Here is a 13,571-nt window from a genome sequence, read left to right as displayed (position 1 = left end):
TTTTATAATCTTATATTCCTTATAGATCAGCTGATAACTGTTTATGTAATAACCTTGCAATTAAAACACACACTTCTCAATAAAGACCAAATTATAGAACTAGGGTTACCAGGGCAGACTAAATTTTTCCTATAGGTTAGTCGTGTTCAAAATAAGAATTTCTATTATTCAGGTTATGATAACTTTTCCGATTTATATTTTTCTTTATAGCCCACTTTTAACAAATCCGGATAATACTTTTTTACCTTTTCAGGGTCGAGAAGTTCAAGTGAAATCCTTTCTTTAAACGCTTCGATCTCTTCGCCTACATTGGCATATTTCCCCCCGAATTCGGGATATTTGATAAGGTCACACAATTTTTGAGCGAAAAATATAGATTGTTTTGGTGTCAACTGATATGTCGGTTCCAGTATCTTATCACTAACAATTAAGGAAGCTTTTTGATTAAAAGAAAATTCGATATGTGTAATTGTTCTTCCTTCTTTTTTTTGCTCATAACTTACGTCGATATCAGTAAGTTTATTAATTTGATCTATGGCAACCGTCAATACACGCTTTTTGAAATCTCCCATGGTTTTATATTCATTTTCAAGTAGACCTAACTTATCACGCAATTCAACCATACTAATATATAGCTTGCCTTTGCTACGCCATCTAATCAAAAGTTCATACAGCCGTATAGCGTATACACTAGATAATTGAGAAATTTGCTTTAATTCATAACGAGTAAACTTTTCTTCAAGTTTTACAAAAAGCTGTAAAATATCAGGAGCAAAAATTAGTTGAGCGCATGCGGCTTCTTTAACATAGCCAACTTTTGATACCCAACGGCTTTTGTAGACCGCTGGCCTACCTGTAACAGGATCTATGGCCTTATAGGTGAGTCTACGTTCAAACAAGTTATCACACGCTCCCTGAAGAGCCTCATAGGCCGCTTGACGACCCAAATTAAAGTGCTTCATGTATTCAGACGCATGGATTGTTAGCAATGTATCCGATGTAAGCTCTTTTTCAATTTCCCTAGCTGCAATAATTGCAACTAAAATTAAGCGTTGTTCAGACAGAGTCAATGCATAAGATGCTTCAATCAAGTTATTGTCTTTATAAATCAGATTTGCCATATTGTGATTAAAGAAATAAGTTCCATTAATAGACATTAACACTTAATGTCTATTAATGGAAGATATATTTATGCCAAGAAAACGTCCATTTATATCAAGAAAACGTCCATTTAAATAAAGGAAAATGTCCACTTATTGTCAGGAAAACGTCCATTTAAATAAAGGAAAATGTCCACTTATTGTCAGGAAAATGTCCATATAAATCCTCTGAAAACTATACCGTATAAGGCATTCAAAGGTCCTATAAATATAAATTTAAAGATATATATAAAATTAAAAAAGAACATTACTTGTGGATAACTTTATTTTTTAACTTTATTTTTCACAATAGTTGATTCAGGAGATTGAAACTTGTACATTATTTTTAACAAAATTACGTAACTTACATAACTTATGATTATCTTGGTAGGTGGTGAAAAAGGCGGAGCTGGTAAAAGCTGCCTCGCCCAAAACTTAGCAGTTTATTTACAAAAAAAGAATAGAGATGTTCTGCTTCTAGATGCAGATCCTCAAGGTACAACGACTGACTGGATTAAAGAACGTGATGAAAATGAGGATTTAAAAAATATTCCATCTGTACAAGCTTCAGGCAATATTCGTCAAGTTTTAAAAGATTTATCAAAAAGATATGAAGATATTATCATTGATGCTGGTGGACAAGATTCGGAAGCATTGCGTTCTGCTATGACTATAGCAACACATATGCTATTGCCTTTTAGGCCTAAACGTAGAGATCTAAAAACTTTGGATCATATGGAACAAGTATTAAAACTGGCACGAGCAGTGAATCCAGATTTGAATGCAAGAGCAATCATTACACAATGCCCAACATTACCGTCACAAGTACAACGAATTTTAGATGCTAAAGAAGCCTGTGTATCGTTTGGAATAAAAGCCTTAGACCAAATCACGACAAATCGAAATGTTTATGATGATGCAGATGAAAATGGCTTATCTGTTTTTGAAGTAACAAGTGATCCTAAGGCAAAAGCAGAAATTGAAGGGATAGCTCAAGAGTTTTTAGGAGTATAATTATGGCAGGTCTTAGTGGTTTAAAAAAGAAAAATGACGAGCTTTCAGATCAGGATAAACTGGTTGAAAATTTCATATCTGGAGCTGATAAAAGAGTTAAGGATCTAGAAGTTTCACAAAAGAAATTCGTTCGTTGTACCTTTTCTTTAAACCAAGAATTAAGTGAATTAATTGATGAGCTGATTATCAAAAGTAATAATGCTCGTGTTAACAGATCTAGTATTGTAAGAATAGCTTTAGAGTCACTGGCAGAGCAGAATTTAGAAGATTTTAAGCAGTTAGTTGATAATAGTTTTAAATAAAATTGAGAATGGGTTATTTAATTTATAAAATTAAATAACCTAACTTCATAACTTCATAACTTCATAACTTCATAACTTCATAACTTCATAACTTCATAACTTCATAACTTCATAACTTCATAACTTCATAACTTCATAACTTCATAACTTCATAACTTCATAACTTCATAAAAAATTAGGTGGTGTTTTAAAAAGTATGCTGAAAAAAATATGGCTTTTGATAGAATAGAGGTATGAAAATAACGCTACAAATTAAATGTCCTACCTGTCTAAGTAATAATATAAAGAGAAATGGCATCAAAGTAGATGGGAAACAAAACCATCAGTGCAAAGATTGCAAACATCAGTTTATTGGTGATCATGGATTAAGCTATCAAGGGTGCAACTCAGGTATTACGAACCTTAAGTGAATCGACCTATCAGATTCGTCCTAAACAAAGTCACTACGAATGTCTTGAAGTCGATGAGCTTAGGAGAAGCTGTAATTTTTCGAAAAAGTTAGATAATCACTTTAAGGCTTTCGATTTAACCTTCTTCTACATCAATAATGGCTGCATTTAATCCCAGTATAATTTTTGAAACACCACCTGAAATCAATCATTATTTGTGTGGGTGGTCGAGCTCCGCTTGGGCAAAAAAAGCTTCTGCTTTACGAAGAATTTCATTCGCCCGTTGCAGTTCTTTATTCTAGTTTTCAAGTTGTTTGATACGTTGCTGATCTAAATGCATTTGATGCCTGGCACGAAGTTTTTCAGGAGTACAGCCAATCTTGCGAGAAATTGTTGTGATTGCAATTCAAGTCGAGGGATATAGTCTTTTTCGGGTTTGACAAGTAAGCGAACTGCTCTTTCTTTGATTTCAGGGGTATATTTGGGTTTTGTCATCGGAACCTTCTCTCAAGAAAAGTTGTCTCCAACAAACCCGGTACGGTTCAGTAAAAGAGCTGTCCAAATCACATTGCAGCCCATTAACATAGCTAATTTCATTTTTTATGTAACTGGAATACAAAGGCCCTTGTTTTAACAAGGGCCTTTGTATTAAATTTATTGGCGTTACAGTTAAATGATATTACCAGTATCTTTTAACGAAAGATCTGTAGAGCGGAAACTCGTACAGATAATCACCAGAGGCTTGTAACTGCCAGTTCCTCATATTTTAAGGAAATTATTCTTTTGTACAACCGTTTATATGTAAATTTTTTTGTACACAGTCTAATTTTTTGAGAAATTGCTTTGGTTTCAATGCCTCAGATATAAAAAATTTCGTTAAATGTGCTTCGTCATACAATTTAAACCCATCGGTTCGTTCACTACGTCTGTACAAAAGATTAAGTTTGTAAGTGCAACTGTTTATATGTTGGCTTGATCTTCTTCGTGGCTTTGATGTGCAGGTGGATAAGTGACGGCAGGCATCAAAGGCTAAAGATTTTATAATCGCTTTCCTATCTGAAGAATTGCACTGGGGAAAGGGCGCAGGGAATACGTTGGTCGATTGTTTAAGTGGCATGTTGGGTAGTTCCCTCGCCGAGATAACAAGCCAATGAGAGAGAAAGGCGTGTGCGGGTGGATAGTTAGATCCAAAATACTCTCTTGCGACTCAGACTAAACGCAATCTGAGCGTGTCGATTGAAAGCGAAAGGCGGCTCCATACCGTGAAGAGCGACAACGGCAATATTCAAATACCTGTGTCAATTTTTATTGGCGAAGGTAGGGTGAATATTGCCGAAATCTGCTCAGGACTCTCCACCCATGATTCGCGATGCTCATCACGGGTGGAGAGTCCTGAGCAGATTTCGAGCATTAATAATCCTGTTGATAAATCATAAAAGCCCAACGCTTGTGTGTTTGGCTTTATCAAATCAATTGCAGGAGCTTATCCCTAAAACTGTCGTATAACAGCCGCAGTGATAATACCAGTCCCTATAGCAACTAGAGGTTTTTTGAAAATCACCGCTGTTATAGCTGTCGCTAATAATGCACATCGAGCACCAAGATCCCCCTCAATTGCAATTGGAGCCAATATAGCGACCAATACAGAAGCTGACATTGCGCTAATAAAACGTTGTATTCGGTCATTGATTGGGATAAAGGACATGATGAAAACACCACCCTAACGGGTGGCCAATGTTACAAGTGCCATAATGAAAATAATAAGTCCTACCGACTGTGTACTTATCTCTAAATTCATGCCTGTTTGTCCTTTAATAGCATACCAACAACGCCACCTACTAAAGCTCCAACAACAACATGAGAGTTTTCAGGTAAGTACCAATAAGCAAGTAATGAACTTATAGCTGCTGCTATCCATATACAGATAATTCTTAAATTTTTCTGCCCCCCAACAACCATTGACAGCAGAAAACAAGCCATAACCATATCTAGACCAAAATGGGTTGGGTTTTGAATAACACTACCAAAATATAAACCCAAACAAGTCCCTATTACCCAGAATAGCCATAGAGCAATTCCGCCACCAAATAAAATTCCAAGCCCTTGTTTTTGATTTTGAAATGCTTGTTGAGCGAATGCCCAATTCGCATCAGAAATGACTAATAGAATGCTATATCGTTTGAGTGGCGATAGATTCTTTAGCCAAGGGTATAAAGATGCACCCATTAAAATATGTCGTGCATTAATGAAGAAAATAGTCACTAGCAGAGGAATTAAAGACACACTTTGTCCCCATAATTCCAATGTGGCAAATTGAGCAGCGCCCGCAAATACAAAGGTACTCATCGAAATGATAGATAAAGGATCTAATCCAGTCTGAATGGCAGCTAATCCAAATGCAGCACCAAAAATTGCCACAAAAATAGAAATAGGAAGCAGACTTTTGAATCCTTTCCAGATAAGGTCATTATTCAATTTGCTAAGTTCTTGGTCTATGTTTGACACAACAGATCCTTGATATGAAAACCTTTTAAAAATAAAGGTGAGAGAGGAATTAAATTTTATAATCTATTTGAATTTATAAAAGCGAATAATTCAGTAGTATAGTATTCGTTTATCAAATATTAAAAGGTAGCGGTGAGTGCGTGATCTTCAAATTGATTGGCTAAAATGTTTCTTAGCTGTGGTTGATAAAGGCTCACTTTCAAGTGCTGCACCTGATTTAAACCGCTCTCAATCGGCTGTAAGTATGCAACTTAAAAAATTAGAAGAGGCCTTGCAATGTGAATTGGTTAAAAGATCAAGTAGACAGCTTCAACTGACATCACAAGGGGAGTTGCTTTTAGGTTATGCGAGAAGAATGATGGCTTTGCATAATGAAATACACAACGCCTTTCAGAATACAGAATTAAGTGGGCGCATAAGATTAGGTGTTCCTGATGACTACGCATCAACTTACTTAACACCAGTGTTAAAGAAGTTTTCTACATTACATCACAAAGTTGAAATTGAACTACATTGCGAGCAATCCACATCCCTTATTCCTCGTATTGAATCTGGTGATCTAGATTTAGCTTTAATCTCTAGAGAGCATTCACGCCAAGGAACTTTATTGTTTTATGAACCTCTTGTCTGGGTAGGTTCACCTCAGTTTGAAACTTGGAAAACAAGTCCTCTGAAAATTGCAGTATATGAAGATACAAGTTTAGCCAAACGTAATGCTATTCAGTCTTTAGCCCTCCAGGGGAAAACGTATCGGGTTGTATATAATAGTTCTAGTCTAGCAGGACAAATTGCTGCTGTTGAAAGTGGCTTAGCAGTCGCTGTATTCACACGTTGTAGTGTGCCACCCCATTTGAAAATTCTAGGTGCTGAACATGGGCTAGGACCACTAAAACCAATGCAAGTAGCAGTTTATCGAAGTCAAAAATCTCTAGAGTTTGAAGCTGTAAGCTATTTGCAGGACTTATTAATATCAACATTGAGAGAATCAATTGTATAAATAAAATGAGAAATTATCTTTATCCTACATTTAACTTGTCAGAAATTATTTAAGTGTCCAAGTAGAATAAGAATCAATGTCCAATGTTATGTGCGATTGAATGTTCAATTAAATAAGAATATCCAAACTTTCTGAGTCAAACCATTAATGAAGTATCCATACCGCCATATTTAGCACGCTATTTATAGAATGTAGCATTGCTCATGCCATGTTCACGGCAAAGAGTAGCGACAGGTGTACCAGATTCCGCCTGTTTCAGAATGGACATGATTTGACTGTCAATAAATTTAGATGTTTTCATACAGAATTTCCTGCTTGTATCTTAAGAGAAAATTCTACTTTTAGATCCTTTTATTTTTAGGAGGGGATTACCATCTGAACTCTTTAAAAGCAGCCTATGCAGAAATTTCTTGTTTGAAAAAGGCTGCTGCGTAATAAGTATTAATAAAATTTATGTATTAATTTCATAAGACAGAATAATAAATTTAAAAAATTGTGATGCACTTCACATACTGTCCGTTTCTAACAAAAAACCGTTCGTTTCTAACAAAAACAAAAGTGTTACATCCCCAAATTAAAACGTTACATGTCACGAGTTAAACCTGAAATTTGAAAGATAGATGTGTGTTATTTTTCTTCATTGTTAATTATTAATTAATTGATATTTATCTAAAATATTATTTTATTTAGCAGGGGAAACAAATTCATTGAAAATAAGAATACGATGCTGAAAACGATATAAATTTGATGAATAACTCAAAAATAAATAAAAAAACAAACCTCAACACATTTTTTAAAGAAATCTGCATAATTTCAAGCCAATTTCAAATTTTTTAAGATTTTTTAGATATAAATCTATATCAATGAACATTAATTCGAGATTGAACGCTGATTTACAACTCGTTTCCGCTTGAGAAATAAAGTAACTCTTTCAAAAAAATAGATGATTTCGTTCAAAAAAAATCGAAATTCGACGGATGGGATTTGAATTTTTTAATTCCTTTATGCTTGGGATTCAGGAGGGGAAATTGTTCTTAAAAAGAGCAGTTTATTAAGCAAGCCTACCTGTAGCTACAAAAAAAACTGCTGCGCAGTTTATTTTTGGTACGCAACAGGGCTTGTTAGGGGCGACCCCCTAAGACCCCAAAAAAACACCCTTTAAGCTGAGGCAAGTAATGAAGAAACCTAAACGTGACATTATTAAAAGACTCCGTTTTCTGCCCGCGCAAGCCGTACAACTGGAGTGGTTACTTAAAAAACAAAATGTCATTTTTACTGATTTTGTACATGGTTTGATCAGATATGAGTTTCAAAAAAATATCCATGGCGTTTTAGAACAACAGAAAGAAGAGGAAGGGAGTGTTAATTTCAGAAAACGAAGACGAGGTGAAAAAAGTATTACTCGTCCAGCTCCAGCCATGGATCCACTCTTTCTAAGAGAGGTGGGCAGGATCGGAAATAATGTGAACCAAATAGCCCGCTCACTCAATTTTTTGTGTCTGGCTCAACAAAACCAGATACAACGATTTTCATTTTTAGAATGTGTGGAAATTTTGGAGCTTATTCAGATTGAGCTACATCAATGCCTAGATGCTATCCATCCTTATAAGTTATCAGATCAGGCATATAAGAAACAAAAAGACCGGGCGATTAAAATTGCCACGGATACATCGAGATAATTTATGTTGATCAAATTTTTGAATGTGGGAACAGGAGACCCGGGCAAAGCTGCTTCTTATGTTTTAGGCGAGAAAGATCATCAAGGAAACATGAGGGCAGGGGTGCAGATCTTGCGAGGTGATGCTGTCAGTTTTACTGCTTTGGCACGAAGTGTCCCATTTCAATATTGCTACACCTCAGCCGTGATTGCATGGTCACCCGAAGACCGGGTCACTGATGAACAGCTTCATGAAGTTTTAGATGTATTTGAAGAGCATGCATTTGCAGGTTTGAGCTCAGAACAGTATCACATGACCGCTGTTATGCACCTGGAAGATGACGGTTCGCGGCATCTACATATTCTTGTACCACGCGTTGAACTGACATCCGGCAAGTCTCTAAATATAGCCCCACCCGGCCACCACCATTATTTTGATCCTTTGCGAGACTTTTTTAATTACAAGTATGAATGGGCAAGGCCCGATGATCAAAAGAGATCAAAGGAGGCAAAATTATCAAATCATATCCATTTGCAAAATGCTGCTGCTGTCAAAGCCGGTCTGAAAGATGAGCCCAAAAAGACACGTGTTGAACTGATCAATCAGTTTATTGAACAGCGGATTTTATATGGGGTGATCAACAACCGGCAGGAGTTACTTACTTCATTGTCTGAACTTGGTGAGATCACGAGGGAAGGGCAGACGTACATTTCATTAAAAACAGACCAGGCAACAGATCGCTTAAGAGAGACTTATTATCATGACGGATTTTCATTCTCTGATTACAGAGAAAATCAAACAGGAACAGAAGCAGTTAAAGGACCACCAGGAGGCAATGAAGAATATTCAAACCAGCTCAAAGAATATATTAGCGAACTTAAGTCAGTTAGAAAAAAACGTTTTAAATATAACCAGAAATATTACCCCGCTACTTATAGAGGCAGAGGAGGAGCTGAAACTCAGCCAGCAGAATCACGAGAATTTGAAAACTCAGCTCAAAAAAACGATTCTCGAAGGTCAGCAGCTGGATATGGAGTGGACAGCTTTGCAGTGCATGAACCAGCTGCAGTTCGACGACATCAAAATAGTGATGAGGCAGCAGAAGCAGCAGCACGAAATTTATCAGGCAGACATGATAAAGAGTACAGAGTTAATGAACAGAATACTAAGCAGAATGAAAAGCAATACCGAGACTCTTCAACAGTTATATCTGGAACAGCAACAAGATGGCTTGCAAAAATTGCTGGAAATCAGGACAGCATGCCAGAAAATGCTGTGGTGCATTTTGATATTCGGCGGGTTCAGCACCCTCTCATTTCTAAACCTTTTTATATAAGCTCAGGAGAACAACATGCGAGAAACTCCGCTACACCAACTGAAAACTCAAATGATATGGGCACTGAAGAACGAGATTTCATTACAAGCCCAACACCTTCAAGAATATCAAGCAATAAAGCAGAGCTTGTTGAAAACGCAAGAATTGCAGAAAAATTATCAGCAGAAATTGCTGCAAGAAATAGAGTTATTGCAGCAAGAATTGAACAACAAAAACGAGATGCTGCAAAGCTATCAACAGAAATTATCAAAAGAAATCATATCGACCGAATTAGACAATATTTTAGTCAATTTGGAGCCAGAATTACTCACGGTCTTAAGCAATTATTTGGGCGGTCCCAACCTTCAAAAACTTATACAAGAGGAAATACAGAAAGCAATACAACCGCATATGAGCTCATTCCGACAATTGGACTCAATCGACTGGTCAAACATACAAGACGTCTTTTCTCTACAAAAATCACTCCAGCTCATCTTGGACGACTTCAAGAATATGAACGACAGGCTCAACAAACTCTTGAATTAATAAATCAAAAAATAGAGCGACAAGCGATTAGTATGTTTCTGCTCAAAATGCGGATGCAGAATCCGGACTTGTACTTAAATCTAGCGATAGATGAAGCAAGATCGGCAGAAAAATATTTAACGCGATTGACTGCAGTAAATGCGTCAATTGATGACCCGATTTTATCTGTGAGAATATATGTTCAGCGCGTGAAAAACAGCCTTTTCTATCTTGAAGGAGAGCTATCTAAAATGGACAGGCACGACTTGGATAACATGAAGGGTCTTTGCAAGGTTATAGAACATCAAAGTGAAATGCTAAAAAGTTATAAAGCTATAAAAAGGTATCCCAGGGTACTCATAGATCGTGAAGTTAAAGAGCAAATTTATATATCCATTAATAAGTTAGAGAAACATATCTCTATTCGCGAGAATGAGTTGAAGAGGACTGCTGTTCATCATCATGAATCATTGAAATCAGTATTAGAGGTAAAACAGTCTAAAAAAGATAATGGGTATGATTATGATCCATTTTAATTAATGATATTTATACCTATTTTCAATATCTTAATACCGATTTCTATAAAGGAAGAGCTTATAGAAATCGGTATTAAGGTATTTTAACTTTTTTAATCCGAAAACTTGATGAGTGGAAAAGTATGACCGACAAAGTATTTCGAATTTAAGCATTCAATATCATGAATGAAAAGGTATGAAAGACAATATAAATCAATAATTTATAATAAAATTTGATTATTTTAAATACACCAATCATCCTTTAGAGTGGAAAAAAAGACCGACAAGTATCTGATGAGTGGAAAAGTATGACCGACAACAATCTGTATGAGCATAAAAGTAATATAGATATTTAAAATCAATAACTTATATTTTTTATTGCTGATTTTTCAATATCAAGTTGATTCGAAAGTGAAAAGGTATGGCCGATAAAGTATTATAATTTTAAGCATCAATATCATGAGTGGAAAGGTATGACCGACAATATAAATCAATAACTTATAATGAACTATGATTATTTTAAATACACCAATCATCCTTTAGAGTGGAAAAAAAGACCGACAAGTATCTGATGAGTGGAAAAGTATGACCGACAACAATCTGTATGAGCATAAAAGTAATATAGATATTTAAAATCAATAACTTATATTTTTTATTGCTGATTTTTCCATATCAAGTTGATTCGAAAGTGAAAAGGTATGACCGATAAAGTATTATAATTTTAAGCATCAATATCATGAGTGGAAAGGTATGACCTACAATATAAATCAATAACTTATAATGAACTATGATTATTTTGCATAAACCAATCATCCTTTAGAATGGAAAAAAAGACCGATAAATATCTCATGGGTAAAAAGATAGGTAGAAGCGTCATTAATAATGAAGGCTTAGAAAATCTCATGTTTAACTCGCGCTAAAATGCAGGATGAGTTAAATAACCACAATAAAAACTGTAATAATGATGCGATTCCTGAAGGAAAATGGCCGAAAACCTACCCTTTCTGATTCTTCGACGGTAATGTCGATTAATGGAGACTTTCAGGCTATTGCTTTATCTTTGGGGCAAACACTTCCTTCTGTACTTCTTGCAGAATTACACGATGATTTGGCATTTGAATTACAGCAAATTACTTTGTACGACGACACAGGATCAGTTCTGCAGTCTCTGAAGAATGCAGGCTATTCTCTGGTCCTCTGTTCAAATACCGCAACACCCTATGGAGAAGTAGTTGCAGATCTTCTGCCTGAGATGTTGATGGTCCACAAACAGTTGGTATGCATGCCCGTCTCATCAATCGTAAGGCTGGACAATGCTTGCAGGACGTATTGCCAGACTTGCTATGAACGCAGGTTTAATCAGGAAAAATAAATAATCTAAGGCCTTTAAAATTTAAGCTTTAAATTCGCTGCTATTTTTTCAATAAGCTCTTCTGGTACAGCAACTGCTTTTGCTAGCATATCCCATTTGGTTGCCACTTCAATAGTATGTTCCAGCACACTTAAAACATACCTAGGCGTGAATTTTCGGTTTAAAGACTGTACCGACAGTATGTCTTCTAAATTAAAATTCTTGCGCTTTCCATTAAGAGACATCCAGTGTAAATCTCCCATAAAAGATCCAGGTGCATAGCTGTATGTCAAATCATAAGCAGGGGCTAGTTGCCATTTACGATCTCGTAATATGAACGAGAAGTTTTTAGCATGGTCATCCAGATTGCGGGTCACAATATTGAATATCATACGCTTCAATATCTGATCAGCCTCTACAGCTGTCATTTTTAACTCATTCAGTAATATAAAAAGTTGCTCATAAGAAAAAGAGCCTGGCGACTTATAGTCAACATGAGCCAAAGCACTCAGTGTTTGTACATGTAATTTTTCATTTCCAATTCTGTCAAATCGCTGAGTCATGAAATGTTGGCTGTTACCTTCATTCAGTAAATAACAAGGCATCATATCAATGCCGCAGAAAATCGCCATTTGATGATAGACATATTCGACCGCACTCAAACCTGAGCCATTGATGGTTTCTCTATCTATATTTCCTTCACGCAGGCTATCAAATTTCACTAGATAATGCTTATAGCCAGGTGGAACATTTGTCTGTCCTGGAAGAACTTTTTTGAAATCTTCATTAAATGCCAGGATAGCTTTTGGTCTTTTACCACCGGCACTGGTAGCCACTCTGACAAGCGGCAAAAATATCTTGCAGTCCATTTCATGCCTATAATCTGCAGACAAGATTTTCTGGGTAGTTGCTACCAGTTCCTCAATGTGTACTGGATCCTGGGTATTCAACTCTCCGCGAGCTTTTGCAGGTAAGAATTCAAGTGCGCCCATGCCACGTTTGCCTATATAGCGTAGCTGATCAATCGGATTGATAGGAAGAGAGTGATCACCTTTCAAAGCTAACCAGGCATTTAAGATACGATTACCGAAATCATCTGGAAGGGAATCAGTCAGCATCCCAGGCAAGCCTTTAAAGGACTCTGGGCTTAAGGTATCAAAGCTATATATATAATTTTCACGTAGCGGCATCATCAATGGAGACAGTTCAATACCGGTTTTTACAAATTCAGGTATATACATAAAGGTACACTGACCGGTTGATGGGTCAACGCTTAATGCTCCTACATCCTGTCCCTGGTAAACTACTTTTAGTGTCTTTAAAATCTTCACCATCCGATATCTTCTTTATCTTTATTCTCTGTCTGAGCCGATGCTGAACCAATATGTGAGCCTGATGCTCTTTTACGTATTCGCCCTTTGAGTTTGAATAGCTGGATAGGTGATACCTGTTGTGGTGGTAGCAGATGATCGAGTTGCTCAGTATGTTCCAAGGCTATCAGGAGAGCCATCAAATCTTGCACACTTCCCCGACCCAGTTCCAGATTTTTGACTGAATAACGGCTAATCCCTGCAGATAAGCCGACCTCTTGCTGAGTAAGATTCAAGTTCAACCGCGCCTGTTTTAATCGGCTCCCCAGTTCTTTTCCCATGGCATCAGGTGTTTTTAAGCTACTGAATTTCATTGTGTCATCATCTTGTAGAGCTTTAAAAGTATTAATCAGCTCATAGTTTTAGCTGTTTAAGTATTTATTTCATTATGATTAAAAATTTAAGCATAAACCAATTTTTTAACGAGCAATGCTTAAAAAATTAATCATTATCAAAAGAAATATATTTTCTAGATTATCTATTTCTCAAAA

Annotated in this window: 10 protein-coding genes and 3 pseudogenes; 6 read left to right on the top strand and 7 right to left on the bottom strand. The window is 36.2% G+C overall.

What is annotated here, in order from left to right:
• Positions 1-173: 173 nt before the first annotated feature.
• Positions 174-1,121 carry a replication initiation protein RepM gene (repM, locus tag Q9R24_RS13680; RefSeq protein WP_026444494.1) on the bottom strand — a complete coding sequence of 316 codons (948 nt, stop codon included), beginning with the start codon at positions 1,119-1,121 and terminating at the stop codon, positions 174-176.
• A gap of 393 nt (positions 1,122-1,514) precedes the next feature.
• Here repM and Q9R24_RS13675 point away from each other — a divergent pair, with 393 nt between their 5' ends.
• The 3 genes and pseudogenes from Q9R24_RS13675 to Q9R24_RS13665 all read left to right on the top strand — a co-directional run bounded on the left by Q9R24_RS13675 (position 1,515) and on the right by Q9R24_RS13665 (position 3,016).
• Positions 1,515-2,153: an AAA family ATPase gene (locus tag Q9R24_RS13675; protein WP_004897614.1), complete on the top strand. Its 639-nt coding sequence runs from the start codon at positions 1,515-1,517 to the stop codon at positions 2,151-2,153.
• A 2-nt stretch (positions 2,154-2,155) separates the two neighbouring features.
• On the top strand, positions 2,156-2,455 hold the full coding sequence (locus Q9R24_RS13670; protein ID WP_004897615.1) for a hypothetical protein: 300 nt from the start codon (positions 2,156-2,158) through the stop codon (positions 2,453-2,455).
• Between the two features lie 233 nt (positions 2,456-2,688).
• Positions 2,689-3,016: pseudogene (locus Q9R24_RS13665) on the top strand (IS1 family transposase).
• 28 nt (positions 3,017-3,044) lie between these two features.
• On the opposite strand, the pseudogene Q9R24_RS13660 reads toward Q9R24_RS13665, so the two are convergent.
• The 3 genes and pseudogenes from Q9R24_RS13660 to Q9R24_RS13650 form a co-directional block, all read right to left on the bottom strand.
• A pseudogene (locus Q9R24_RS13660) lies at positions 3,045-3,339 on the bottom strand (transposase); the annotation flags it as partial.
• Positions 3,340-4,333: 994 nt separating this feature from the next.
• Positions 4,334-4,549 (bottom strand): AzlD domain-containing protein, encoded by a 216-nt coding sequence (locus tag Q9R24_RS13655; protein WP_247144359.1) that lies wholly within the window; start codon positions 4,547-4,549, stop codon positions 4,334-4,336.
• Between the two features lie 89 nt (positions 4,550-4,638).
• Entirely contained in the window at positions 4,639-5,349 is a 711-nt protein-coding gene (locus Q9R24_RS13650) for an AzlC family ABC transporter permease (RefSeq protein WP_004897621.1), read from the bottom strand.
• A 136-nt stretch (positions 5,350-5,485) separates the two neighbouring features.
• On the opposite strand from Q9R24_RS13650, the gene Q9R24_RS13645 reads away from it, so the two are divergent.
• Entirely contained in the window at positions 5,486-6,346 is an 861-nt protein-coding gene (locus Q9R24_RS13645) for a LysR family transcriptional regulator (protein WP_004897622.1), read from the top strand.
• A 181-nt stretch (positions 6,347-6,527) separates the two neighbouring features.
• Here the strand turns inward: Q9R24_RS13645 and Q9R24_RS13640 are convergent.
• Positions 6,528-6,647: pseudogene (locus tag Q9R24_RS13640) on the bottom strand (transposase); the annotation flags it as partial.
• A gap of 874 nt (positions 6,648-7,521) precedes the next feature.
• On the opposite strand from Q9R24_RS13640, the gene mobC reads away from it, so the two are divergent.
• Together mobC and Q9R24_RS13630 are read left to right on the top strand one after the other, a co-directional pair.
• Entirely contained in the window at positions 7,522-8,025 is a 504-nt protein-coding gene (gene mobC / locus Q9R24_RS13635; protein ID WP_311204698.1) for a plasmid mobilization relaxosome protein MobC, read from the top strand.
• Between the two features lie 3 nt (positions 8,026-8,028).
• Positions 8,029-10,380: a relaxase/mobilization nuclease domain-containing protein gene (locus Q9R24_RS13630; protein ID WP_004897627.1), complete on the top strand. Its 2,352-nt coding sequence runs from the start codon at positions 8,029-8,031 to the stop codon at positions 10,378-10,380.
• 1,365 nt (positions 10,381-11,745) lie between these two features.
• On the opposite strand, the gene Q9R24_RS13625 is transcribed toward Q9R24_RS13630, so the two are convergent.
• Together Q9R24_RS13625 and Q9R24_RS13620 are read right to left on the bottom strand one after the other, a co-directional pair.
• Positions 11,746-13,044 (bottom strand): type II toxin-antitoxin system HipA family toxin, encoded by a 1,299-nt coding sequence (locus tag Q9R24_RS13625; protein ID WP_005220185.1) that lies wholly within the window; start codon positions 13,042-13,044, stop codon positions 11,746-11,748.
• Positions 13,038-13,394: a helix-turn-helix transcriptional regulator gene (locus Q9R24_RS13620; protein ID WP_005220186.1), complete on the bottom strand. Its 357-nt coding sequence runs from the start codon at positions 13,392-13,394 to the stop codon at positions 13,038-13,040. The genes Q9R24_RS13625 and Q9R24_RS13620 overlap by 7 nt, the downstream gene beginning before the upstream one ends.
• Between the last annotated feature and the right edge of the window lie 177 nt (positions 13,395-13,571).

It is taken from the genome of Acinetobacter sp. RRD8, from assembly GCF_031844225.1.
In the GTDB taxonomy this organism is placed as follows: Bacteria; Pseudomonadota; Gammaproteobacteria; order Pseudomonadales; family Moraxellaceae; genus Acinetobacter.
Note: the sequence above shows the minus strand (reverse complement) of the source record. Positions and strands in the feature narration are given on the sequence as shown.

Excerpts from the sequence above, each read along its gene's own strand:
- repM (WP_026444494.1), bottom strand. The coding sequence starts at position 1,121 with ATGGCAAATCTGATTTATAAAGACAATAACTTGATTGAAGCATCTTAT.
- Q9R24_RS13630 (WP_004897627.1), top strand. The coding sequence starts at position 8,029 with ATGTTGATCAAATTTTTGAATGTGGGAACAGGAGACCCGGGCAAAGCT.
- Q9R24_RS13675 (WP_004897614.1), top strand. The coding sequence starts at position 1,515 with ATGATTATCTTGGTAGGTGGTGAAAAAGGCGGAGCTGGTAAAAGCTGC.
- Q9R24_RS13670 (WP_004897615.1), top strand. The coding sequence starts at position 2,156 with ATGGCAGGTCTTAGTGGTTTAAAAAAGAAAAATGACGAGCTTTCAGAT.
- Q9R24_RS13655 (WP_247144359.1), bottom strand. The coding sequence starts at position 4,549 with ATGTCCTTTATCCCAATCAATGACCGAATACAACGTTTTATTAGCGCA.
- mobC (WP_311204698.1), top strand. The coding sequence starts at position 7,522 with ATGAAGAAACCTAAACGTGACATTATTAAAAGACTCCGTTTTCTGCCC.
- Q9R24_RS13625 (WP_005220185.1), bottom strand. The coding sequence starts at position 13,044 with ATGGTGAAGATTTTAAAGACACTAAAAGTAGTTTACCAGGGACAGGAT.
- Q9R24_RS13620 (WP_005220186.1), bottom strand. The coding sequence starts at position 13,394 with ATGAAATTCAGTAGCTTAAAAACACCTGATGCCATGGGAAAAGAACTG.